This is a genomic window from Pantoea sp. T14 (genome assembly GCF_036663535.1).
GTDB classification, from domain to species: Bacteria; Pseudomonadota; Gammaproteobacteria; order Enterobacterales; family Enterobacteriaceae; genus Pantoea; species Pantoea phytostimulans.
This window is the reverse complement of the sequence record NZ_JAWUEB010000025.1, coordinates 470232-494422: the sequence shown is the minus strand read 5'-3', so window position 1 is coordinate 494422 and position 24191 is coordinate 470232. Positions and strand designations below refer to the sequence as shown.

The 24191-nt window shown below is 49.0% G+C and carries 18 protein-coding genes; 8 read left to right on the top strand and 10 right to left on the bottom strand.

Translation table 11 applies throughout. From position 1 onward, the window contains the following. The coding region (locus SC127_RS15055; RefSeq protein ID WP_332627038.1) for an amidohydrolase family protein at nt 1-260 on the bottom strand (260 nt) is incomplete at its 3' end. Between the two features lie 364 nt (nt 261-624). Here SC127_RS15055 and SC127_RS15050 point away from each other — a divergent pair. The 3 genes from SC127_RS15050 to SC127_RS15040 all read left to right on the top strand — a co-directional run bounded on the left by SC127_RS15050 (nt 625) and on the right by SC127_RS15040 (nt 7497). Beyond that, nucleotides 625-1317, top strand: a complete 693-nt coding sequence (locus SC127_RS15050; protein WP_215848393.1) for a hydrolase — start codon at nt 625-627, stop codon at nt 1315-1317. Between the two features lie 238 nt (nt 1318-1555). Next, nucleotides 1556-1939: a response regulator gene (locus SC127_RS15045; protein ID WP_215848392.1), complete on the top strand. Its 384-nt coding sequence runs from the start codon at nt 1556-1558 to the stop codon at nt 1937-1939. After that, nucleotides 1939-7497 (top strand): trifunctional serine/threonine-protein kinase/ATP-binding protein/sensor histidine kinase, encoded by a 5559-nt coding sequence (locus SC127_RS15040; RefSeq protein ID WP_332627037.1) that lies wholly within the window; start codon nt 1939-1941, stop codon nt 7495-7497. Before SC127_RS15045 ends, SC127_RS15040 begins: the two co-directional genes overlap by 1 nt. 76 nt (nt 7498-7573) lie before the next feature. Here SC127_RS15040 and SC127_RS15035 read toward each other — a convergent pair whose 3' ends face one another. Further along, entirely contained in the window at nt 7574-8194 is a 621-nt protein-coding gene (locus SC127_RS15035) for a response regulator transcription factor (protein WP_332627036.1), read from the bottom strand. An 835-nt stretch (nt 8195-9029) separates the two neighbouring features. Here SC127_RS15035 and bdcA point away from each other — a divergent pair. Further along, nucleotides 9030-9755 carry an SDR family oxidoreductase gene (gene bdcA / locus SC127_RS15030; RefSeq protein ID WP_332627035.1) on the top strand — a complete coding sequence of 242 codons (726 nt, stop codon included), beginning with the start codon at nt 9030-9032 and terminating at the stop codon, nt 9753-9755. Between the two features lie 431 nt (nt 9756-10186). Here bdcA and SC127_RS15025 read toward each other — a convergent pair whose 3' ends face one another. The 4 genes from SC127_RS15025 to SC127_RS15010 all read right to left on the bottom strand — a co-directional run bounded on the left by SC127_RS15025 (nt 10187) and on the right by SC127_RS15010 (nt 14555). Beyond that, nucleotides 10187-10543, bottom strand: a complete 357-nt coding sequence (locus tag SC127_RS15025; RefSeq protein ID WP_332627034.1) for a cupin domain-containing protein — start codon at nt 10541-10543, stop codon at nt 10187-10189. A gap of 333 nt (nt 10544-10876) precedes the next feature. After that, the gene (locus SC127_RS15020; protein WP_332627033.1) at nt 10877-12418 is read right to left on the bottom strand and encodes an FAD-dependent monooxygenase; all 1542 of its coding nucleotides are present in this window, start codon (nt 12416-12418) and stop codon (nt 10877-10879) included. A 318-nt stretch (nt 12419-12736) separates the two neighbouring features. Further along, nucleotides 12737-13117: a VOC family protein gene (locus SC127_RS15015; RefSeq protein WP_243079109.1), complete on the bottom strand. Its 381-nt coding sequence runs from the start codon at nt 13115-13117 to the stop codon at nt 12737-12739. Between the two features lie 34 nt (nt 13118-13151). After that, the gene (locus tag SC127_RS15010) at nt 13152-14555 is read right to left on the bottom strand and encodes an MFS transporter (RefSeq protein ID WP_332627032.1); all 1404 of its coding nucleotides are present in this window, start codon (nt 14553-14555) and stop codon (nt 13152-13154) included. Nucleotides 14556-14967: 412 nt separating this feature from the next. On the opposite strand from SC127_RS15010, the gene SC127_RS15005 reads away from it, so the two are divergent. Continuing rightward, on the top strand, nt 14968-16515 hold the full coding sequence (locus SC127_RS15005; protein WP_332627031.1) for a methyl-accepting chemotaxis protein: 1548 nt from the start codon (nt 14968-14970) through the stop codon (nt 16513-16515). Nucleotides 16516-16565: 50 nt separating this feature from the next. On the opposite strand, the gene SC127_RS15000 is transcribed toward SC127_RS15005, so the two are convergent. Then, nucleotides 16566-17078 (bottom strand): GNAT family N-acetyltransferase, encoded by a 513-nt coding sequence (locus SC127_RS15000; protein WP_215848384.1) that lies wholly within the window; start codon nt 17076-17078, stop codon nt 16566-16568. A gap of 303 nt (nt 17079-17381) precedes the next feature. On the opposite strand from SC127_RS15000, the gene SC127_RS14995 reads away from it, so the two are divergent. Beyond that, complete coding sequence (locus tag SC127_RS14995; RefSeq protein WP_442955757.1) at nt 17382-18716, top strand: glycoside hydrolase family 10 protein; 1335 nt, start codon at nt 17382-17384, stop codon at nt 18714-18716. A 113-nt stretch (nt 18717-18829) separates the two neighbouring features. Here SC127_RS14995 and SC127_RS14990 read toward each other — a convergent pair whose 3' ends face one another. The 3 genes from SC127_RS14990 to SC127_RS14980 form a co-directional block, all read right to left on the bottom strand. Then, nucleotides 18830-20809 carry an autotransporter outer membrane beta-barrel domain-containing protein gene (locus SC127_RS14990; RefSeq protein WP_243079112.1) on the bottom strand — a complete coding sequence of 660 codons (1980 nt, stop codon included), beginning with the start codon at nt 20807-20809 and terminating at the stop codon, nt 18830-18832. A gap of 299 nt (nt 20810-21108) precedes the next feature. Beyond that, complete coding sequence (locus SC127_RS14985; RefSeq protein ID WP_332627030.1) at nt 21109-21693, bottom strand: pyridoxamine 5'-phosphate oxidase family protein; 585 nt, start codon at nt 21691-21693, stop codon at nt 21109-21111. A 74-nt stretch (nt 21694-21767) separates the two neighbouring features. Beyond that, nucleotides 21768-22916, bottom strand: coding sequence for an MFS transporter (locus SC127_RS14980; protein ID WP_332627029.1), 1149 nt, complete (start codon nt 22914-22916; stop codon nt 21768-21770). A gap of 138 nt (nt 22917-23054) precedes the next feature. On the opposite strand from SC127_RS14980, the gene SC127_RS14975 reads away from it, so the two are divergent. Together SC127_RS14975 and SC127_RS14970 are read left to right on the top strand one after the other, a co-directional pair. After that, nucleotides 23055-23555 (top strand): MarR family winged helix-turn-helix transcriptional regulator, encoded by a 501-nt coding sequence (locus tag SC127_RS14975; protein WP_243079114.1) that lies wholly within the window; start codon nt 23055-23057, stop codon nt 23553-23555. Between the two features lie 92 nt (nt 23556-23647). Next, complete coding sequence (locus SC127_RS14970; protein ID WP_332627028.1) at nt 23648-24190, top strand: TetR/AcrR family transcriptional regulator; 543 nt, start codon at nt 23648-23650, stop codon at nt 24188-24190. Nucleotide 24191: the final 1 nt, after the last annotated feature.

Here is a 24191-nt window from a genome sequence, read left to right as displayed (position 1 = left end):
CAGCGCAGCTCCAGGTTGTAGTTCAGGCCGCCGCGGATCAGGTGAAGGTGAGAATCGTTGAGGCCGGGCACGGCGGTATGGCCCTTGAGGTCAATGACTTTGGTGCCTTCGCAGTGATGTTCCATTACTTCTGCCAGCGTACCAACGGTAACAAACTTGCCGTCACGAATGGCAACGGCTTCAGCAACCGGGTTTTCCCGATCGACCGTGTGAAATTTGCCGTTAGTTAAAATCAGCTCTGCTTTACCAAGCGAAACCATAGATCCTCCTGAACTGGTATGTCCGAATAGGGCGGCTGTGCCGCAGGACGGGAAATGCGCTGCCGCAGGGAAAGCAGAGCACGAACAGAACAGGATTATGGTGAGACTGAAGTGGCAGCGTCTAGTTATACGAAAGGATACCTATACCTTCGTATAGTTATACACAGAGATAATAGTGCGTATAAAGAAAGCCTCCTACACTGCGGCCTGACAGTGACCACCGGTTTAGCATGATGATGTTTGACGGCCTTGCCGTCATGCGCATGCCTGAGCCCTAAAGCGGCCTCGCATCTGGCTACTGTCACCTTTGATCCGTACTGATATTCACGGAAATCCAGTTACATTAACCTCAATGGGTAAATTCATGTCTAATTCAAAGCTTGAAGTCCTGACGCCACAGAACAGCCAGATTATTTTTATCGATCAGCAGCCACAGATGGCCTTTGGCGTGCAGTCAATTGACCGCCAGGTGCTGAAAAACAACGTGGTGGCGCTGGCCAAAGCGGCCAAAGTCTTCAACATCCCGACCGTCCTGACCACCGTTGAGACCGAAAGCTTTTCCGGCAACACCTTCCCGGAGCTGCTGGACGTGTTCCCGGGCCAGGACATCCTTGAGCGTACCTCAATGAACTCCTGGGATGACCAGAAAGTGCGTGACGCACTGGCCGCTAACGGCAAGAAAAAGGTGGTGGTTTCCGGCCTGTGGACGGAAGTCTGTAACAACAGCTTCGCCCTGTGCGCAATGCTGGAAGGCGACTACGAAATCTACATGGTGGCGGATGCGTCAGGCGGCACCACCAAAGAGGCCCACGACTACGCGATGCAGCGCATGATCCAGGCCGGCGTGATCCCGGTGACCTGGCAGCAGGTGATGCTGGAGTGGCAGCGTGACTGGGCACACAAAGAGACGTACAACGCGGTAATGGATATCGCGAAAGAGCACTCAGGCGCTTACGGTATTGGCGTTGATTATGCCTACACCATGGTGCACAAAGCGCCTTCCCGTCAGAAGAGCGAACACCAGACTCTGGCTCCGGTACCTGCACCGGTTCGCTAATTGCTAAGCTGGCTGGTCCGTTTTGCGGCTGGCCAGCCATTGCAGCATTAGTGGGGTTGCTGGGCATGTTGGTCTGTATTCCGCCAGACAAGCGGTTAATCACTTGTTAGCCCGTTATGCTGGCTTGATTTCACCCTGAATGCGTACCGACAATCAGCGGAACCCCGCCTCCGGGTGGAGGAAAAACACCTTAAGGAACATCCTCGTGCACGTGTGAGGATTATCAGAGGATAACAGCATGATGCTGTCTCATCGTATTGTCATTGTTGATGATGAACGCTCAGTGCGTAGCGGACTGAGCAATTTACTGCATTCTGATGGGTATACCACCCGGGCGTATGCGTCTGGCGAAGAGCTGCTCTGCGATGACACTGCGCTTGATGACGTCGACATGCTGATCCTCGATATCCGCTTAAAAGGAATGAGTGGTTTTGAACTTTTTGCAGAGTTGAAGAAAAAATCGGCTTTGCCCCCGGTGATCTTCATCTCGGCCGATCAAGAAGAAAACATGCAGTGGTATGCCATCGCGCTCGGCGCATTAACCTTTTTGCGCAAACCGATTGATGTTGATACGCTCCTGACACTGATTCGTAGCGAGTTATCTCAACGGGAAGCACGCTGATGAGTATCATTTCTGTCATTCCATCCGAGAACGACGATGAGGGCATTACGCTCTCAGACGATGCCAAACTCACTTTGCTGACGCAAGATGGTTGTATTGCCTGGTATATTGGCACGCCTTCTGTCGGAGAGATGTTTATCCTGGCGACAGCTGCCAGCGATGAGGTGGCATTTCAGAGCACGCAGTTGTTAAAAAATGAGTTCGCTCTTTCTACCCAACTTTCCTCACTATGGGCGGTAAAACCCTCTGGCCACTCACGCTATCATGGCCGCTATTCGCTGATTTATCCGGTTTTTCCCTTCAGAACGTTGGCACAAATCATAGGTACGCCCACCGAAAAAATCAGTGATTACCTGCGAAAAGCCATCCAGCTTTGCCTTCCTTTGAGTGAATTGCACCATCAGGGCATCGTGCATGGCGATATTAAACCCGGCAATCTGTTCCTCAATGATCAAGGCTCTTACCGAATTGGTGGATTTGGCCTGGCCTCCACGGCGGCTCACTCACTGTTGAAGAATACCTTTCGTGCCTCTGGCGGCACGTTAGCCTACATGTCGCCGGAACATACCGGACGCACGCCCAACCCGGTAAATAGCCTCAGCGATCTCTACAGCCTTGGCATTGTGTTGTATGAAATGCTGACCGGCAAGTTGCCCTTCGGCTCTCCCGATGCAGGGCAGGCGGAATGGATTCACCATCATATTGCGACGGCACCGCGCCCACCGGAGTGTGTCAGAGCCGATGTGCCACCGATGTTGTCCGCTATTTTGCTGCGGCTGATGACAAAATCACCGGCGAACGGTTATCAAACTATTGACGGGCTTATCGCGGATCTTCGCCGCTGCCAGGCGACGTTAACGCCCGAAAATGAGATTGCGCTGTTTACGCCTGGCTTACAGGAGCGTTTCACGACGAATTTTCGTGCTGAAACGCTCTTTACCAGCCATCCGCAAGCGCGACTGTTGATTCAAGCGTTGGAGGATGTGCATCGCAGTTCGACGCAAACGCTGGTGATGATCAGCGGTGCACCGGGCACAGGAAAGTCTTCGCTTATCGCGACCGCACTGAAAAAATTGCAGGACAAACACATCCTGTTGACGGTAAGCAAAGCCGATCAGCACTCACCGGTTGTGCCTTACTCGGTATTAGCGTCGGCATTTCGTAGGGTGACGTTATATCTGCTTGGTTTATCCGCAGCGGATGTTAAAGCGTGGCAAGCGCGGCTTTTACATTACCTCGATGATTACGTTGCTTTGGCGGTAGAGCTGGTGCCTGAATTAAAACAACTGCTCAATATCAGTGCGCCGGTTGTTTTAGAGATGGACACGCTGGATGCGCGTGAACGCTTTAATCAAATGGCTTGTCGCCTACTCAACGTATTTGCCACGCCCGGCAGGCCACTGGTGATGTTGATCGATGATATTCACTGGGCAGATCATGCCAGCTTGCAGTTGCTGGAAACGTTGATTGTGCGCAACGAAAATCTTCCTTTCATGCTGGTTGTTACACACAGAGATGCAGAATCGATGCCTTGCCCGTTGATTGCAGGCTTTCTTACCCGCATACGAGCATCAGCCGCGCGCGTCATGGACATTACGCCTGAACCCCTTTCGGTGAAAGCGGTGTCGCGCTGGCTCGCTGGCGCACTGCATACCCGAGCGAGTAGCACCTTTGAGCTGGCTCAACTTATCCATGAAAAAACGCACGGCAATCCGCTGTTTATTCGGGAGTTTTTCAGGCAGGCGGTAGAGGATGGGCTGGTTTTTTACAGTAAAGACCCACTGAAATGGCACTATGATCAAACAGCCCTGAAAGCTCGCCAGTACACAGATAATGTCGCGAGTATTGTGGTAAAGCAGCTCGAAAGGATGCCGGAGTCGGCGCGCCAGCTTTTAGGATGCCTTGCCTGTTTAGGCAGTAACGGCGATCTCGCTTTAATCAGTCAAATTCTTGGCATGAGTGTGCTAAAAGTTCAGGAACGGCTTGCGCCTGCCATTAGCGCAAAATTTATCACGCTCACCTTCGATGAATATGCTTTTAGCCACAATCGCGTTCACGATGCCGCATTTTCACTGATTAGCTTTAAACAAAAGCTTCGCCTACATCAACAAGCTGCCTGCCTGTTAGCGGAGTCTGCCAGGCGGGCTGAAGGCAACGAGACCTTGTTCCGTGCCGTGCATCACATTACGTTGATGTGTGACGTTCCGCTGACGTCAATGCAGAGTAAAAATTATTATCAACTTAGCTTTATGGCGGCTCAACAAGCAAAGCGAGCAGGGGATTACACCTCGGCATTACGTTATTTGCAGACGGCACATTCACTGAATGGCCAACTTACTCAACGCAATGATTTTGCCATAAGCCTGGAGCAGGCAGATTGCAAATTCCTGCAAGGGAATCTCAGCGAGGCTCAGCAGCTTTGCACGCAGTTGTTAAGTATGCCGGGCAATCTGACCGAAAAATCTGCCGCTGCCTGCTTGTCAGCTGAGATTCATATGCGCCAGTCAGACAACTATTTAGCCTTAGAAACGGCGCTTGCCTGGCTCGCGGTATTTGGTTTGCATTTCAATCGTTATCCTGATGATGCTGAATGTCACGCGGCCTGGCATTCGCTTAAAACCCGGTTAGGTGACGACCCCGAAGCGATATTAGGTTCGCTGCCTTTGATCACGGATCGTGAGAAAGAGTCGGTATTGAATTTGATGGCCAGCACCATCTTTGCCTCTTCCTATGATTGTCCGCAGCTGCACCTGTTGTTGGTGTGTAAGATGCTGGAAATGACGCTGGACCATGGATTAACGGGCGCTTCAGCATTTGGATTGGCATGGTTTAGCGTGCTGATTTCGGATCGCTACAAAGCGTATCACTTTGGTTATCAATGCGGTCTGCTGGCTACACAACTGGCGGAACAGCATGATTTTACCCGCTATAAAGCCCGGACGCTGTTACCCCTCGATCAAGTGGGGATTTGGACGCAACCTTTGTCGTTCGCTATTGATTGCGCAAAGCAAAGTTTTAATGTGGCTGTTGCGCATGGCGATCGTTCCTTTGCCTGCCTCGCGTTGCGCCATCAGATCATGAATTATCTGACGCGCGGCGATCATCTGGAATCCGTCCTGACCTCAATTGAACGTGGTCTGGCCTTTACCCAAAAATCCTATTATCCAGATGTTGAAAACGTTCTGTTAATGCAGAAGTACTTTGTGATGCATTTACGCAACGGAACGGGGCACACATTCACCGGTTTTGATTGGTATCCTGAAACATTAATTGGCAGTGAGCCGGGGCTCATGTCCGGGCCGAAAGCGATGGTGCAATTTTGGTCCTGGATCTATCGCGGGATGACCCATTTTTATGCCAGTGAATATTCAGACGCTTTGCGCTATTTCGATCTCGCAACACAGCTCATCAGTGCGGTGCCGGGATATATTTATCTGATGGATCTGCATTTCTACAGTACGCTTTCTCATACCTTGTCAATGCGTCACGAATCAAACAATCCTTCAAGTTACCGTGCAGCGAAAAGCCATCTTAACGTCATTTCTGAATGGGTAGCGCTCAACCCGGCGCTGTTTGCAGATAAAGAAGCGTTAATCAAAGCGGAACTGGCAAGGCTTGCCGGCGAATTAGGGCCTGCTCTGGCGCAGTATGAATCGGCGATTGCGCTTTCTCGCCAGGCTGGTTTTACCCACATCAATGCGTTGGCCAATGAGTTGGCAGGTCACTGCGCCCGAAGTTTTAAATTAGATATCGCCGCAGATGCCTATTTTAAAGGTGCGATGAGCGGTTGGGAAAACTGGGGAGCGATTGCCAAAGTTCGTCTGCTTGAGCAGAGCCATCCGCATCTGACCACGCAGGGGCAAAGTAGTGCATTTGCGACCATTCCTTTTGCTCAGGATGAATCGATCCAGGATCTTGAAAGCGTGGTTACGGCGGTTCGGGCTTTAACCGAAGAGATTAATCTGGATCGGTTGATTCATATTCTACTGAGGATGTTGCTTGAACGTTCAGGTGCGCAACGCTGCCATTTGATTCGCGTGCTGGATGGCAATATTCCGCAAACAGAAGCGTGGGCAGAAGCGACAGCGGATGGCGTTCGAGTAAAAATAGCGAGAGAAAGACCCGCAGCGACAGATTTACCGCTTTCAGTGCTCTCTGCTGTGATTCGAACAGGGCAGGAGATTCGCACGGGCAAGCCTGAAGATTTCAGCCCGTTTAGTCAGGATCCGTATCTTGTTGCCTCCGGCGCGGCTGTTTTGTGTGTGCCCATGTTTAAACAGGCCAATATGGTTGGGGTGCTCTATCTGGAAAATCGCCTGATGCCCGATGTCTTTACCGCAGAGCATTCACACATTGTAAAAACCCTCAGCGCGCAGGCTGCTGTTTCATTGGAAACTGCACGGTTGTATGCCGAACTGCTGGAAGAAAACATTCACAGACGTCGCGTTGAGAAACAGCTGCGTGATAGTCAGACTTCATTGATGTTGGGAGAAAAAATCAGCCATACCGGCACATGGAGCTGGGAAATTGAACAGGACATGATGATCGTATCGAATGAATATGGCCGAATTCTTGGCCTACCTGAAAATCAGGATCGATTGTCTATGGCCGATTTCCTGACCCGTGTTCACGCTGATGATTTTGAATGTATCAATGAACTCGTCAATGTCAGCGTTCGAAAAGGGATCACTATGCAGGCGGAGTTTCGCGTAATAAGACCTGATGGTGAATGTCGCTATATCAAGGGGATAGGGCAACCGGTGGATAACTGGCCGGAGGTTAAAGAATACTTTGGCACCATTGCAGACATTACGCTTCAGCGCAGAGCGGAAGATGCGGTGCGCATCGCACAAGCTGATTTGGCCCGCGTTTCTCGTGCCACAACGGTAGGCCAGCTAACATCCTCAATTGCCCACGAAATTAATCAGCCGTTGATGTCAATTGTGGCAAATGCAGGCGCAAGTCTCCGTTGGTTGAAGCGTGAACCGCTGAATCTGGAAAATGCCTGCCTGAGTCTGGATGAGATTATCGATGAAGGTAAACGTGCGGGTGAAATTATTCGTGGTTTGCAGTCGTTGACGCGGAACCACGATTCCGCCTATGCACCGGCTAATTTGCATCTTATCGCGAAAGATATTTTGTCGCTGTCACGCATGGAACTTGAAAGCAAAAGGGTTTCGCTGGAGTTGCAGCTAAGGGCAAACCAGGCGGAGATATTTTGCGATCGGATTCAAATTCAGCAGGTCTTACTGAATTTAGTCATCAACGCTATCGAGGCCATGTCGTCAGTAGACGATCGGACCCGAACACTGACACTTTCAACCTTTAATCCTACACCTGAGACGATTCGCTTCGAGGTGCTTGATAATGGAACCGGCCTGACACAAGAGGTTCATAAGCGTATTTTTGATTCGTTTTATACGACTAAAAAAGAGGGGATGGGAATGGGGTTGACCATCAGCAAAAGCATTATCAAAAAGCATTGTGGCGAGCTGGAAGCTGAAAATCGTCCTCTCTTCGGCAGCGTCTTCTGGTTTACGTTACCCACCGAGCAGTAAAGATCGTGTGCCCGCAAGGGCACAGTTTTGCGTTACGAGCCCTACGCCACCTAAAATTACGAAGGCGTCGGCTCCTTTATCGACGCCGGTTATTCATGATATTGAGTCGTTCTGCTGTTCTGACTAAATCAGAGAGGGAACGCGCATTCATTTTATCCATCACTCGACGTTTATGAACCTTTGCCGTGATCTCACTAATGCCCATCTCTGCGGCGATCTGTTTGTTAAGAAGCCCGCTTATCGCGAGCATCATGACCTCGCTTTCACGTGGCGTCAGCGTCTGATGCCGTGATGTCATCTCTAACTTCTCCTGAGATGAGGTCATATTTTCCTCAGAAATACGCAGCGCTTCCGCCACGGCTTCAAGGATGCGATCGGGATCAACAGGTTTAGTCAAAAATTCATACGCGCCCGTTTTCATCGCTTTTACCGTCACAGGAATGGTACCAAAACCCGTCAGGAATATGGTAGGAATGGAATAGCCCCGCGCATTTAAGGTTTTGACCACATCAAAACCGTCAGCGCCAGGCATATTAATATCCAAAACCAGGCAACAGGGCGTGGGATTAATGTTATAGGCCAAAAATTCCTGCGGTGAGGAAAAAGGAATAACGTCATAATTCACTGAGCTAAGCAGATTATTGAGCGCAGAGATTACGGATGGGTCATCATCAACTACATACACTATGTGATTCATAATTGGTCTCATTTAAAACCTGAAATTCACTGATGTTTAAAGTAGTGCGTAGATTTAATATACCGTTAAAAGGATGTTTTTCCACACGTGGTGTCTACAAGCCGCCAGCATTTCCACGATATTATCATAATAGTAATCATTATCATCCTTTAATGCATGACTTAACGATAAATATCTAACCTATTGAGTTGGCTGTATTAATTACATACAGCGCATGTGGTGAGAACATGAGCAAGTGTTGAAATAAGCATCATAAATAGCCATTAATTACATAACATGTGCGTTTATGCTCTTTTTCATTGAATAAGGGTGAGCGTTTCTCGAAAGATAAAAATGTTTAAATTTATTCGCGCATGTTTTTCATTGCCAAATTTACTATTGAGCAGATAAGGGCATGACAGAATGCGTTAACTTAAAAGACAATATTCTTTATGAAATGTAATAATCATTATTATATCCTGCCGTTACAGGTAACTTATTACAACAAATCATCAAAATTAGAGGTTAATCGCTATTCTTTAACACCGTGCGCTTTTAATTTAAACAGTTTAGCAGGGTGATTTTCTAAGCTGATGTGGTTATTTCTCAACACTATTTCAATATTGCGCGCCAATTTGATGCAACGATTGACACTATTTCGCACTATTTGGTGAGATGACCTCCATGAGTCTACTCTTTAGTGCTGACCTTCTCACATCATCCCTCGAAAGCCAGCGGGGCTTCAGCAAAAGTGGGCAATAAACTCGTTTTGCTGCAAATTTTATGCGCCATACACATTGAGAGAATCGTAAATCTGACGGCGTAAAAATTTTCGCCGCAGATTTGAGGAATTAACATGCATAGCGAAAATGAAAACAGTCAGGCAAGAAAAGTGCTCGTCATCGGTGGAAGCCGGGGTATCGGTGAAGCGATAGTTCGCCGCTTCGCTGAACAGGGCGATCGCGTTACTTTTACCTATGCCAGTTCCGAAGAGAAGGCACAGACGATAGCTCAGCAAACGCAAAGTCAGGCAATCAAGCTTGATGTATCTGATCGTGATGCGCTGATAGAGGCTGTAGCCGAAGCAGGCGCGCTGGATGTTCTTGTGTTTAATGCAGGATTATTAAGTGCTGGCGATCCGCTTGAGACAGCTGCTGATGAGATTGAAAAATTATTCATCGTTAATATACACGCTCCCTATTTTGCCGCCGTCGAAGCGGCGAGAGAGATGAATAAAGGTGGCCGAATTATCATTATCGGTTCTGTTAATGCCGATCGGATACCGATGAAAGGGCTCACAGCTTACGGCACCAGCAAGGCTGCATTACAAGGTGTAGCCAAAGGGCTGGCAAGAGATTTTGGCGATCGCGAAATAACGGTCAATGTGATCCAACCCGGTCCAACTGATACTGATATGAATCCGGCCGAAGGGCCAATGAATGAAACGATGCACAGCTTTATGGCGATCAAAAGACATGCTCATGCCAGCGAAGTTGCTGGCATGGTGTATTGGGTTGCCGGACCGGAAGCGAGCATGGTGACAGGAGCGGCACTGACCATTGACGGGGGCTTTGGTGCATAAAGATTTAACCAGCGGCATCTAAATTTTGTCACATGTGATTTAGATGCTTGCTTAACCCATTTGCCAATCATTTTTTTCTCAACCACAGTAGATTTTCAGCATCACGTCTCCGCTTCACACTTGCCCACATTCTCGGCAACGCATATCACATCATCCTTGATGTAATCCAACACAACATAGCAATTTTCATGCGATGCCCAAGGCTACCAGGCCCAAAAACCCACTCCGTTACCCTGCAGTAATAAAGGTGCGCATAATCAACATTATGTTAAATGTGATAACAAGGAACCTCGCCAATCTTGGGTTTAAGCGCACACTATTTCCTTCAGTTTACTAATAATTAATTCTTCGGGCTGGCTTACACGCCATAACGGTAAGCCAGCGCTATGTCAGTATTTTTCTATATTACTTCATGACACTGAACGGCAGTTTCAGGCCGCATCAAAAATGACATACAGCTTACGCATCTGTGTTTCGATAACCCACGTGCCTTGGGTATTTTCTTCAAAGAAAAAAGAATCTCCTGGTTTGAACGTCAAGGTAGCTTCGCCGTCTGGCGTAAATGAGCCCTCGCCGCTCAGGAAATGCATGATTTCTGCTTGCTTGACTGAGCGTCGATAGCTTCCGGCTGTACATTCAAAAATACCGGTATCAACATTCTCTTTGCCGGGAATGATTTTTTGCAGCCCGGATAGCTGAATAGTCGGTGTATCAGGTAAGCCCTCAACGCTTCCCCAAGGCTCTAACTTTTCTATGGACGCGGGCTGATCGATCTTTTGCACTTTCATTTTTTTTGCTTCCTTAAACGCAGGCTTTATTACTGTGACTTTTGCTAAAAATTGGCCAGTTTTCAGCGTGTTGCTTTATTTTAAGGATGAGGTAAAACAGCTTGATGGGGTTTTCAGTCGGCAATTACTATTTTTGCGCACAAAACATCGAGTATTTAACAGAAACTTTTGTGAACAGGGATTATCAATTAAGCGATGGCGTATCACCCATGAGAATCTAGCGCGCATGCTCATCAGGTTTAGCGTTGATATCAATCCGTTCTTCGCTGTAAATTCGTTTAATCCGGCTTTGTTAAGGATTCAAATCTCGCGCAGGCGCGCATCGTCTTCACATTACTTATCCAGCTTACTACTCAGCGCTACGCGCTCAAAACCCAGCGCAGTGAAATAATCAGTTATGGCGGAAAGTCTTCCTTGCTGATCAACCATTGCTATCCAAGTGTCTGGACGAATAAGATAAACGGCATTTTCAGCGAAGCCTTTTACCGCATATTCCTGTTTCCAAGCTATGTTATGCAGCGGAATCGCATGAGCCTCACACCAATCGACAAGTTCTTTTGTCGCTGTGCCTAAAATATGTATCTGCCAGGTCATTTCTCTGAGCGGCACATAATTGTCATATCCTTCAGGCGCGAGCCACGGCAGTCGATCACCTCCCCTGATTTTGCCTGCATCTCCCTTACTCAGTGGGCTGTGGTGATACTCCAGCATGGTTTGTGAAATGATTCGGAACAGCGCGCTGCGGGTGCTACCAAAGCTGTAAATCAGGCTGGCAAACAGAGGAAGAACATGCATTTTAAATTGTGTGGCAACGCTCCCTTCTTTGGTCATCAGCGTAAACATGCGATCAGTGGTAGAGACGAGTTTGCGAGCAAACGAGAGACGTTCCAGTTCATAACTCTCTAGCAGGCTTTCAGGCGCGTGAGTTCGTATAACCGCAGCCAGCTTCCAGGCAAGATTTATCGCATCCAGGATGCCGGTATTCATTCCCTGCCCGCCCGCTGGACTGTGCACATGGGCTGCATCGCCCAATAAAAAAACATGGCCTTTACTGAATTGTTCTGCCACCCGGTGGTGAACCCGGTACGTTGAAAACCAATTTACGCTTTTCACAGTGGCTTTAAGATTGTGCAATGCATGATGACTAACATCATCAAACGTGAGCGGTTTGTTATTGATAATTTTGTCCGCGCGCACTGTCCCAATTAATCGACGCTTACCCGACTTGCCGTAAGCCAGCACAGCAACAAAATCATCGCTGTCCAGCGCTACATGTACCTCGTCTGCGGGTTCTAGCCCGGTTAGCTCAACATCTGCAACATAGAATATTTTATTATACGTTCCGCCCGGAAACCCAATACCTAACTGATGACGAACTGTTGATCCCGCACCGTCACAACCTGCCAAAAATTGTGTTTCACACATTTCCTCTCTGCCATCTGGCAACCTTAACCAAGCGGTAATTTTTTGCCCATCGTCATCCATTTTTATGAGTTCAGTTTCTCGTTCAACGTCTATTCCGAGCGCGGTAAGTTGATCAATGAGCAATCTTTCATGCTCATCCTGCGGATAAACAAGAATGAACGGGTAAGGTGTAACATCTCTTCCTGCATCTCCAAATGAGAGGCTTGCCCGTCTCACTCCTTTTACCCACAAATTGATGGAAGGATTCTGATGACCGGCGTTAACGACCTTTTCGCTTAAATCTACTTGCTCATAAAGCTCGAGCGTCCGGGCCTGAACGGCCATGGCACGAGATGAATCTCCGGGGCCCGCGCTTTTATCAATAATACGTACTTTAACCTTCTGTTTAGTCAACCAGATGGCCAGCACTAAGCCAGTAGGCCCGGCCCCGATAATGAGTACCTCGCACATAATTAGCCTCGATGATAATGAATGACTCACAAATCATTCACGGTGACCCACGTAATCCTGTCAAGGTTGAAGCACTACTCCTGATATTCGGCATCACGAAATTATTCTCGTCTAGATAGAGAGATGTATTAGAGAGCGGGTTTTCGAGCAGCGAGAGTACTGTTTTAGCGTTGCGATGATTGTTCTGAATAGCGTGGACAGGAATATTCTTCAACGAGTGAGGTTATTGAATAAGGCACCCTGTTTTATATAAAGTCATATTGAATGATGTAACTAAGTAAAGTAACAGATTGCATTATGCCTGGTTTAATGGCTCCCTTAGGTTAAGTCTTGACCAATCATCATCCTGTGACCATCCGGTGTCGCTACGGTAAATTCCCGCATCCCATGTGATTTGTTTTCTGGGGCCGCTACCAGAATCGCGCCATGACGTAGAAATTCTTCATAAAGCGCATCGGCATCATCCACATAGAGATAGGCAAAATAGTTATGATCGCCGGTATCAGCGGGTGAAAGAGCATTGGGTGAATGGCCCAACATGATACGGACACTTCCCCTACTCGCCTGTTGCCATCCCAATCCTTCTGGCCACGTTAAATGAAATCCCAGAACGTCGCGGAAATACGCTGCGCTTTTAGTCAGATCAGGCACTGCAAGCACAAATGCGCTCGAATGTAGATGGGCAATAATATCAGTCACGCTGGCATCCTTATTGAAAAATTAACGCATCGTATTAACCCAAGACCTGCTGCCCTGCACTTTTTTCCAGCCGGTACACATCAATCATGGAAAAAAGAACCAAGACAGAAATACCTATGAATGCCAGATTAATATCAACGTGAGCAGGTGTGTGATGGTTATTCCACACCATTGATATACGCAGAAACAGTGCTGAAAGTGCAATACCCGCACTCATACTAAACTGGAAAAAAATACTGAAAATAACGGATGCATCACTCATTTTGTCCTGTGGCACATCGGCAAATCCCAGACTGTTATAGCAACTGAACTGCAATGAACGCGTCAGTCCGCCGATAAATAGAATAACGGCAATAGCGTAATAGCTCAGTGATGGGCTTAATAACAGGCAACTTAAAATAGCCAGCAGGCTGATCACCCCATTCCACATCAGAATGCGTCTGAAACCCCATCGTTTCATTAACCAGGTCGTAGCGGGTTTCATTGCTAAATTGCCAGCGAATACCCACAACACCATAGAGCCAGCCTGAACCGCGCTCCAGCCAAAACTCAGTTGGAACAGCAGCGGTAACAAAAATGGAATGGCATTAATGGAGGCGCGAAAGAGTGAGCCTCCTACCACTGCACTTCTGAAGGTCTGAATCGTCAGTGTTGAAAAAGGCAGCAGCGGACGGGGATGAACGAAGCTATGGCGAAACGTTAAAATACAAAAAATGAGACCGCCCGCAATAAGCAGACATCCACTGTCGATTTCACCATGCCCCATCAGCTCCAGACCGGTAATCATCATTACAAATGCGGACGCGGTAAAAATGAAGCCTTTAATATCGAAGGCTCTGATCACCTTTTCTCGGGTTTGCGGAACCAAGAAAAATGAGGCGATCAGCGCCAGAACACCCAGCGGAATATTGAGCCAAAATATCCACGACCAATGGCTGTAGGTGACGATTACGCCGCCCAACGGTGGCCCTAACACCGGCGCGATCAAGCCAGGCCAGGAGATAAAGGCGATCGTTTTAACCATATCTTTTTTTGCCGTCATCCCTAACACCACCATGCGCCCTACAGGCACCATCAATGCGCCGCCAATCCCCTGTAATATGCGGCTGAAAGCAAACATCGGCAGGCTCTTACTCATGCCGCACATCACAGAGGCGAGAGTGAAAATCAGAATGGCGCCCACGAAGACACGTCGCGCGCCGATTCGACCGGCCAACCATCCACTTATCGGAATAAAGATCGCTACCGCAAGCAGATACGCGCTAATACCGATATTCAGTTCTACGGGACTAACAACAAACTCTCTCGCCATCTGCGGAATTGCTGTCGCGATAACCGTCGCATCCAGGTTCTCCATAAAAAAAGTAACAGCCACTAAAAGTGCCAGCCAGAGCGTGCTTTTTGAGAGCGAGTTGCTGTGCGGATGACTGTGACTCATAAAGATAAATTCCTTATAAAATTAAAGCATTAAGCAATTTTATTCTGGCTATTGATAGCAAGCGATTCGTTATCGCGCGAGAAACATAGCGTAGCTATCCATAACCTCAGTAATCCCCGTTTTAGAAGGAACCTTTTAATCTTCTCTCAGTAGCTGGAAGTTTTGAAGCAAATCACAATAATCATGGAGATTCCTAATAAAAGGCATATTGATGAGGTGGATTACTCACGCACCTTGTCCCGATGTGGGTCGCCGCATTAAAAACAAACTGCCGTTGAAATCGCATTCCGCTGAATTTAAAGGGATAAGTGATAAAAACTGCCATCTGCTGCATGAGTAACTTTTAGCACTAAATCTTTGCGAAATTAAACCGATAACAGCTGCATCATGTGCCCTTCCTCAGGATATCGAGATGTCGCTTAAAAAATCCTCATTACTTGTTTTACTCACTCTTTTTATAGTGTTTTTTACCAGCATGAGCGCCAATTTCTGGCTGCTCAACCGAAGTAACCAATCACTTGATGCCGTTAATAAAGAGATTCGCGTCGTACTTTCAATTATTGATCCAATAAACCACAGCCGTACGTTGCGTGTACGGCTGATGGAATATATGAAAACATTGGAAACCAGCCAAAATCTGCAATCAAAAGATACGTTGGATGCTGCGAAAAGCGTCATAGCTAAAGCGGATATGGCTTTTCAAGCTTATTTAAATGCGCCTAAACTTCCCGGCGAAAATGCGGTGGCTGATGCTTACCGTAAAACCTATTTGGCTTACCGTGAACAAGGTATCCAACCCCTGCTTGACGCCGCTGAAGCGAATAATCAACAACGCTTTAACGAGCAAATTGCCACTGTTGCCCGTCTGGATCGGCAATATGAAATTGAACTCGATCAGGTGCTGGCGCAGCATGAAGCCTATGCGAAAGCGCTCAACCAAGATGCGCAAAGCCATTTCAGCTTTGGCATGGGCTTAATTATCGCCTTTGGCTTGCTGTTCCTGGTGGTGATTATCGCTGTACTGTTTTTTATAAAGCACTATGTTTTGAACCCTTTGAACAACGCAAAAGCACATTGTGGACAGATAGCCGAAGGGATTTTAAACACGCCAGTACCGGTAAAAGTGGGCTCACGCAGTGAGATTCAGGATTTGATGACGACCATGGAACAGATGCGTCTTTCATTAACAGACATTATCAGCCGGGTTCGTCACTCGACTCAGACTGTTTCTCATGCGTCACAAGAGATTGCCGCTGGGAATATCGATCTGGCCTCGCGTACCGAACAGCAGGCCGCAGCGCTGACGCAAACAGCCGCGAGTATGGAAGAACTGGGCGCAACGGTAAAACAGAATACTGAAAACGTTCAGGAAGCGAGCCGTCTGACCAGTGAAGCAGTGAAAAATGCGAGAACCGGCGAGAAAGTGTCGCAAGAAGTGATCGTCACCATGGGAATGATCAACAGCAGCTCGAAAAAGATCGAAGACATTATTGGCGTGATAAACAGCATCGCTTTCCAGACTAATATTCTCGCGCTCAACGCAGCAGTAGAAGCGGCGCGAGCCGGAGAACAAGGTCGAGGCTTTGCTGTCGTTGCGGGTGAAGTGCGTAATCTTGCCCAACGCAGTGCGGTGGCCGCTAAAGAAATCGAAACGCTCATTGCGGAATCCGTGGTAAATATCAAAGCAGGCTCGAATCAAGTTTCACGTACCGGTGAAGCGATCAGCGCCATTATCGCCTCAGTCAATCAGGTTGATGTTTTGATGGATCATATTTCCACTGCTTCTGATGAACAGAGTCGGGGCATTAATCAGATCGAACAGGCCGTTATTGAAATGGAAAGTGTGACCCAGCAGAACTCAGCCTTGGTGCATGAATCCGCAGCCGCTTCTTCTTCTCTCGAAGAGCAAGTGCATTATCTGACACATTCTGTGTCGGCTTTCAGGCTCTCTGCTGACTAAAGCAGAGAAAAAAGCACCAGAACCCCAAGCCGTTTAACGCTTGGGGTGACTTACTTTATTTTAAGCTCATACACGACACACGGCTGATCGTAGTGTTCTTCAATACCCACATATGTCATTCCCAACCGTTGCATCACCTTGTGTGAAGCCAGATTTTCTGGATGGGCGACGGCGACCAGATGCGCTGCGTTAAAACGTTCCACAGCAAAGTGGATAATCGCTTTGGCTGCTTCTGTTGCATAGCCTTTACCCTGTTGCTCTTTTCTTAAACGCCAGCCAAGTTCCAGAGGTGCGCCATCCAAATTGGCAAGGTGTTGCAGGCAAGCAGCCCCGATAACCTCTGCGGTTTCCTTTTCAATGATTGCCCACCATGAATATCCACGTTGCCGCCAGCGCAATTGTACGCGCTCGATAGATGCAACGGTTTGCTCATGTGTTTTGATGGTGCCATCGCCAATGTAGCGCATGATCTCGACATCGCTGTCCATGGCCCGCAGCCCATCAATATGTTTTAACTCATAGGGTTCTAAACGTAATCTTGCTGACTCAATAGTTAGGTTCATATTCACTCATGGTTATAAGTAGAAAGTCGCGCCAGAGATTTTGTATAACACAGCACAGAATTAAGCGCATAAGTTCATGCCTGTGGCTGTTATGTTAATGCGAGTAAGCAGTTCAGCTATGTGATTAAAAACAGGATGACCGCGACGTAACGACGGAGGGAATAGCGGTTCTGTTGTCATTGTACCGGTGGCCTCATTGAGGATCGTTTAAAAGCGCGACGCTAAATGCCTAACCTATTGACTTAAATTCAGATGATAAGAGAATGTTTCTTTTAGAACGACTACCAGAAAAAACTGGAGTTTATTATCGTCTGTTCTCGCCGTTATTCCCTTGTAACTCACATCAAAAAGCGAAGTGCGTTGGTCGCCTTTGCCCTTTTAGTTGTCAGTTGCTCCTCGGAGCCGCCTAAATCATTGGTCACTCCGCTGACTCCAGTGACAAAACAGCCACTGCCGAGCCAGCCTGAGCAGCAACACCAACCGGTACGCGGTGTTTGGCTCGCCACCGTTTCCCGTCTGGACTGGCCGCCGGTTTCATCCGTTAATCTAAGCAATGCAGAAAATCGCGTTAAACAGCAGCAGAATGCGCTGACACAAAAGCTGGATAAACTAAAAAGTCTGGGCATCAATACGGTATTTTTTCAGGTAAAACCCGATGGCACGGCCCTGTGGTCATCAAGGATTTTGCCTTGGTCAGATATGCTGACAGGCAAAATTGGTGAAGATCCGGGCTACGATCCGCTGCAGTTTATGCTGGATGAAGCGCACAAGCGCGGGATGAAAGTACATGCCTGGTTTAATCCCTACCGCGTCTCCGTGAACACCAAGCCTTCTACTGTTACCGAATTAAACCGGACATTGACGCTGCATCCTGCCAGCGTCTTCGTACTTCATCGCGACTGGATCCGTACAGCCAGCGATCGCTTTGTGCTTGATCCCGGCATTCCAGAGGCGCGAGATTGGATCACCAGTATTGTGGCTGAAGTGGTGGCGCGTTATCCGGTCGACGGTGTGCAGTTCGATGATTACTTCTATGCCGAAACCCCGGGTTCCACTCTCAATGACAGCCAGACCTTTAAACGATATGGTCAGGGATTCGCGTCCAAAGCAGACTGGCGGCGGCACAATACACAGACTCTGATTGAGCAGGTTTCTCATACCATTAAGCAGCTTAATCCCAATGTTGAATTTGGCGTCAGCCCCGCTGGCGTGTGGCGTAATCTTTCACACGATCCTGCCGGTTCCGACACGCGTGGCGCAGCAGCTTATGATGAAGCCTACGCCGATACCCGCCGCTGGGTACAGCAAGGTTTGCTGGACTACATTGCTCCGCAGTTGTATTGGCCCTTTTCACGTCAGGCGGCCCGTTATGATGTGCTGGCCAAATGGTGGGCAGAAGTGGTGAAACCCACCAACACCCGCCTCTATATTGGTATCGCACTCTATAAAGTGGGGGAACCCTCAAAAAATGAACCTGACTGGACGATAAAAGGCGGCGTGCCGGAGCTTAAAAATCAGATCGATTTGAATGAGTCTGTGCCGCAAATCAATGGCACCATTCTGTTCAGAGAAAATTATCTCAACCAACCTCAGACCCAGGATGCGGTGCATTACCTTAAAAACCGTTGGGGAAGCTGAGCTGAACCGCCATAAGTGCCATAGACCGTTCCGGTCAGTAAAAAGGCCGCAACAGATAACGTTGCGGCCTTTTGAAGGGGAAACCGTCAAGCAATAAAGCCTCACCGGCTTTTTTAGAAAGTGGCGTTTACGCCCACATTCCATGTCACCTGGTGATAATCGCTGTTGCCGCCCACCGTTGAAACGCCAGCAAATGCATTCACTTTTTCACCGAGCGGCACGTTCGCGCCCACCGCGACATCCAGCCAGTTCTTGTCACGTGCCTCCACCGTCCGTGCAAATGAGGTGCTGGTCGATTGCAATCCTGCTGTTACCGTAGAATCGGTGTCACCAAATTGATGGTTGTAACTGACCTGCGCCCATGGATTTATCAGCCACTCTTTACTGTCGATGCGCCAGCCGAGTGATCCAATCTGTGAATGGGTAGTTTGATCGGAATAACGCATAGACGTGCTGTTATTGCTCTGCTCACGATAACCGCCCACGCGACCATAATCCAACGCGTAACTGGCGACAGGACCGGTGGTGATGTGTGTACCCAGCGGCAGATCCCAACCGGTTTGCACACGCATACCCAACAATTTTCCGCCTGTGTTACCTTGCTCGGTTCGGCTAGCAGGACCGATTTTGATATCACGCTCTATGTCATCAAAATCGAGATCGGCATAATGAAGATCCGCGTTGATCCAGCCTTGTTCAAGCAAGGTCAATTGACTGTATAGCGCCACCAAATTGCCGCGTAAGCGATAATCAAAGTTAGACGAAGGTTCCTGTCGCTGGTTGGTATTGGAGAACAGCACACCTGTTTGCCAGTTGTCGGTGAGCTGATAACCAATACCCAGCGTCAGGTTAGCGGTATTGGCATCACCATCCGACCAGGCATCACCTTGATAATCGACATGTTGCCCGGCGTAACCGCCGAATACGGTAAATTCCCCGGCATCTGCAGGTTTATGGCGCTGCTGCTGTAAATGCCCATCAAGCGTGTTGTGCATGTCACGCGCCATCATCAGCGGTGACTGGGACAGCGCAGCGACTTGGGCTGGCGCATCAAGAATCGACTGAATGTAGTCGGCGATCATGGCATGCACTGCGGGGCTGGGATGAAGACGATCAGCGAACAGATAATCCTGAGCAGATGAGAAGCCTGGTGTAGAGGATGCACATTCATCTGCCGACGTGCCTACCGGACACGCCATGCCGATGGTGTTAGTCAATCCATATTGACCGGGACTGGCGATAACTTCATTGAGCAAGCCGGCAATATCAACCCGTACGATATTGCCCTTGATTGCAGCAAGGCCACTCTCTTCCTGCTGATTAAATTGCGTTGATAATGTGGTAGCCAACTCACTCAGCTCCTGCCAGGCATTGTAAAGTTGCTCCGCCAATGCATCACGCACCGCTGGCACGTCAGACACTTGCGCCGCAGCCTGAGTAAAAGCATTTTGCACCGCCTGATTACGTGATGCGGTGTCGGTAGTAGAGACGCTGTCCAGCGACTGGAATGCAGCAACCATTGCCGCATCAGAGACCGGGCCGAGCACTCTGAGCACCGTCTGAATCATAAAGGGCGTTTCACCCAGCTGCGGCGTGGTGGGCACAATCACCGCACCCGCACCGGCATCCAGCAAAGTCTTCACCTGCGAAGCGGCTGCGGCTGCACTGGTATCAATGGTTTCGATCGCTGTTAACGGATTAGTCACCGCAGCCGCTATGTCGTTGGCACCCACCCAATGAATATAAAGCCCGTTGCTGTCAGCCCTGCCGCCGGTTGATCGCAGATACGCGGCCAACTGATCTTGGGTATTTAACGCGGGATCAAGGGCTGGGATTGCCACCGCGCCGCCCTGCGCATAGTTACTGCCGCCCAATGTCGAACGCTGCAAATTTTGTCCCAATCGCTCGGCTAAAACTTCGTCATAAATAGGATATTGTCCCCCATCGTAAGTGAAGCGGCCAATGTTACCGCCGTCACTGAGACTGTCGCCAAAAACGGTGAGATTATCCCACGCCATGGCGGGAAATGACGCTAGCGAGGCGCTTAACGTGGCGAGGGCAGCAAAAGAAAGCGCGAATCTATTGTTTTTCATCATCAGCTCCGGATGAAGTGCCAGACAAAACCCGACTGGCGGCAAGAGTGTTCGTCTTGCGCGTATAAAAGCAGCAACGCAAGTCAGAGGTAAACGCCACATCAGAGATGTGCGCCAAATCAAAGAAATAACAAGGACGATAAAAACGTAGTCAGGAAAAATCCGCTTTACCAGTTTGGCAAGGGAATTTGACTTAAAAACAGTTTAGAAGAAGGGATGAATAACAAGGAATGCGGATGTGATTACATTGATCTGTGCAGCAAAGTAAACTCACCTTTGCTCAGTAAAACTTGGATTTGTCAGGGATTAACCCACTGAGAGTCCACAAGTGCGCCGCTGTTGTCATAAGTAAAAAACGCTCTCTGATTCTGTTCTTTGTGTAGCTGATACCAATCCAACGAGCTGGCGCGCACGATTAACACGCCAAAATTCGCCTTTCCTTCGGCTTCCTCAGCAGCGCTGATCGCTTTAATGTCATCACATGCTCGCGCGCCTCCGGGAGGCCCACCCGCGTAGGTTTTCTGTGTATGGGCGGGCAATCTGCTCCATGTCGCTTGAGCTAAATCGCTTTCAGCATCATAGGGCTCTACCTTTCCCTGAAGGCGCAGTTGCAGTCGCATTTGAGCGCAATATCCCAATACCGTGACGTGCGGATTGGCTGCAATCTCCTGCCATTTCAGACTCCGCGTATCGGTATGAAATTCCATAACCCGCATCAGTTTGTCAGCACGTCGCAAGACTATCGTTCGTGCCTGCGGTTTGCCTTGTTCATCGACTGAACAAAAAGTAAGGTAGCGAAAAGCGGATTCCGGCTCGCTCACGGCTTGTTCAAGCTCTGCCCAGGCAGCAGCATCAATCTCGTTGAGGTTTATTGGCATCATCATGCTCCTGTTAGTCGTACAGGCCGGCTGAAGCCCGAATTATAGACGCCAAAAGGAATAAAGGTTGGCGACGCCCCTTACGCAGCGGGTTTCAACCTTAGCGCTATCACAATCAACACCATGACGCCCGCGCTCATGATTAACCAGGCGCTAGAGAGTGAAGCGACACTGTCACGTATGAGTCCGGCGATTAGGGGCATCAGGGCGGCAATCAAATAGCCACCTCCTTGCACCCGTGACAATAATTTCCCCGCCTCAGTCGGCGTTCGAGCATGATCAAGCGTCACAATCAGCGAGAGTGGAAACAGTGCGCCAATGCCCACACCCAGCAGCAGCGTTGATGCAATCGGCATGGTACCAGGGGAAAAGACCAGACACAGCAACCCCACCAGCAACAGGAGCAGAACGACGATCAGCGGAGCACGGCGATCGGGAAAACGATGAATCAGCGCAGAGACGGCAAAACCCGCCGCGACTTCGGTTAACGTTAGCCAGGCCAGCATGTAACCGCTGCTGCGTGCGCTCCACCCCGCCTGAATATAGAATGGCGGCAACCAAGCCAAGACCAGCGTATACGCGCCTGTTCCAATGCCGAAGAACAGCATTAACAATGCAGTTCGGGATGACGATAAGGCAACATCTGCATGCGATGTTTTTTCCAATGGGCGATGTTTGATTTGGGTCAGCCAAATAACCAAAGCGAGAAGCGCCAGCAAACCGGCCATGGCAAGCGTAGGCTGTAGCCCCAATCGCGAAAAAACCGGCTCGGCGCTGGCAGCAGACAGCGCGGCACCCGCCATAATACCGGTGGTAAACAGCGACATTAAGGTACCCGCTGATTGCGCATACTCTTTTTTAATTAGTGCGGGCATTAAAGCCTGTATCACACCCACGCCGGCTCCACCCGCTAACGCAGTACACATCAATGCTGTCACAGATGAATCCCATCCCCGCAGCGAACAGGCGATAGTCAAAACCGTCAATCCAGCAGCGATACCCCGCACAGCGCCCACTTTAATTAATAGCCAGGGTCCACTCAGCGCTGCCAGCCCCATCATCGCAACCGGCAAGGTAGTAAGCAGACTAAATCCAGTGGCTGATAAGCCTGTTTCGCGCTGCAACACCGGAAACAACGGACCGATGGAGGCGAGAATAGGACGAAGATTCAACCCGACAAGAAAAGCGATAAATGCGAATATTATGGGCAATGGTACGACATGTTTCACAATGGACTCCTTTAGAACGGTTTTTGCTTTAGCAAATAAGCGCCACCAACATTTATCTTAACGTTAAGATAAATAATCATCTTGTGTAAGATGCACCGCACAACGCGACAAAATAGCCACACTGTTTAGGGGCGAATAATGCACGACCATATCGACTTCGTTATCGGCCAATGGGATAACGCCATGCCGGAACTGGATGTCTCTTCGATGAAAGTTTTTGGCAGAATGCTGCGGCTTATGAAACATGTAGGAAAAGCGCGGGCTCAAGCGCTGGAGCCGTTTGGGTTTCGTGAGGGTGAATTTGATGTGCTTGCCACTTTGCGCCGTGCCGGTGCGCCTTATTGCCTCTCGCCAACGCAGCTGTATAAATCGCTGCTGGTCACTTCAGGCGCAATGACGCATCGCCTGAGCCGGCTGGAGCAGGAGGGATTGATTGAGCGCATTGAGGATCCGCAGGATAAACGCAGCACATTGGTGGGACTGACCACGCAAGGCCAACAGCGGATTGAGCAAGCGCTGGTCGTTCACACCGCCACGCAAGCGGCGATATTGGCAACCTTATCTGCAGCTCAGCGAGAAGCGCTGGAAACGCAGTTAAGAGCGCTACTGCTTACCTTTCCCGGCGAATCTGTAGAGTAAATGACGTAGAGGGCTGCCAGGCAGATTCGCTATCGTCACAGAAAACAATCTGTAATAAGCTGGCTTTTTAGCGACTCAACTATAAGAAAATTATGGCAGCACCCTCAACAGAACAAGACATGCGTAGCCGGATTATTCAGGCTGCTCAGGATGTCATCATTGATCATGGTGTTGTGGGAGCGACCGCCCGTAAAATTTCATCACATGCCGGGATATCACCTGGTACGTTGACCTACCATTTTCAAACAGTGGATGAAATTCTTGAGGCCGCTTTCACGCGCCTGGCTGAGCACGTTTCCGTAAATTTCCGACAGCGGCTTGAATCGGCAGCTGATGTAAGCGAAGCAATAGAGGCCGTTTTGGACCTTATCTGTGGTGAAATCGTGGCTGCACCACGCAATATGCTGTTGAGTTTCGAACTCTATGCCTACGCGTCACGTAATCATAAAATTCGTCAGATATGCCGTAACTGGCTACGCAGAAGCAGAGACGCATTATCTTTGCATTTCGATATTCAAATCGCCATGACGATCGACGCGCTGATTGAAGGTTTTACCGCCCATCGGCACTTGGGCGAAAAGATGCTAAGTCGCGATGAATTGCGAAGTATCCTGCAAAAGTTAACCTCTGACTGAC

Coding starts and splice junctions, on each gene's coding strand:
- SC127_RS14985 (WP_332627030.1), bottom strand. CDS start 21,693: ATGATGATGCCAATAAACCTCAACGAGATTGATGCTGCTGCCTGGGCA.
- bdcA (WP_332627035.1), top strand. CDS start 9,030: ATGCATAGCGAAAATGAAAACAGTCAGGCAAGAAAAGTGCTCGTCATC.
- SC127_RS15020 (WP_332627033.1), bottom strand. CDS start 12,418: ATGTGCGAGGTACTCATTATCGGGGCCGGGCCTACTGGCTTAGTGCTG.
- SC127_RS14975 (WP_243079114.1), top strand. CDS start 23,055: ATGCACGACCATATCGACTTCGTTATCGGCCAATGGGATAACGCCATG.
- SC127_RS15025 (WP_332627034.1), bottom strand. CDS start 10,543: ATGAAAGTGCAAAAGATCGATCAGCCCGCGTCCATAGAAAAGTTAGAG.
- SC127_RS15040 (WP_332627037.1), top strand. CDS start 1,939: ATGAGTATCATTTCTGTCATTCCATCCGAGAACGACGATGAGGGCATT.
- SC127_RS15045 (WP_215848392.1), top strand. CDS start 1,556: ATGATGCTGTCTCATCGTATTGTCATTGTTGATGATGAACGCTCAGTG.
- SC127_RS14990 (WP_243079112.1), bottom strand. CDS start 20,809: ATGAAAAACAATAGATTCGCGCTTTCTTTTGCTGCCCTCGCCACGTTA.
- SC127_RS15010 (WP_332627032.1), bottom strand. CDS start 14,555: ATGAGTCACAGTCATCCGCACAGCAACTCGCTCTCAAAAAGCACGCTC.
- SC127_RS15035 (WP_332627036.1), bottom strand. CDS start 8,194: ATGAATCACATAGTGTATGTAGTTGATGATGACCCATCCGTAATCTCT.
- SC127_RS15050 (WP_215848393.1), top strand. CDS start 625: ATGTCTAATTCAAAGCTTGAAGTCCTGACGCCACAGAACAGCCAGATT.
- SC127_RS15000 (WP_215848384.1), bottom strand. CDS start 17,078: ATGAACCTAACTATTGAGTCAGCAAGATTACGTTTAGAACCCTATGAG.
- SC127_RS14970 (WP_332627028.1), top strand. CDS start 23,648: ATGGCAGCACCCTCAACAGAACAAGACATGCGTAGCCGGATTATTCAG.
- SC127_RS15005 (WP_332627031.1), top strand. CDS start 14,968: ATGTCGCTTAAAAAATCCTCATTACTTGTTTTACTCACTCTTTTTATA.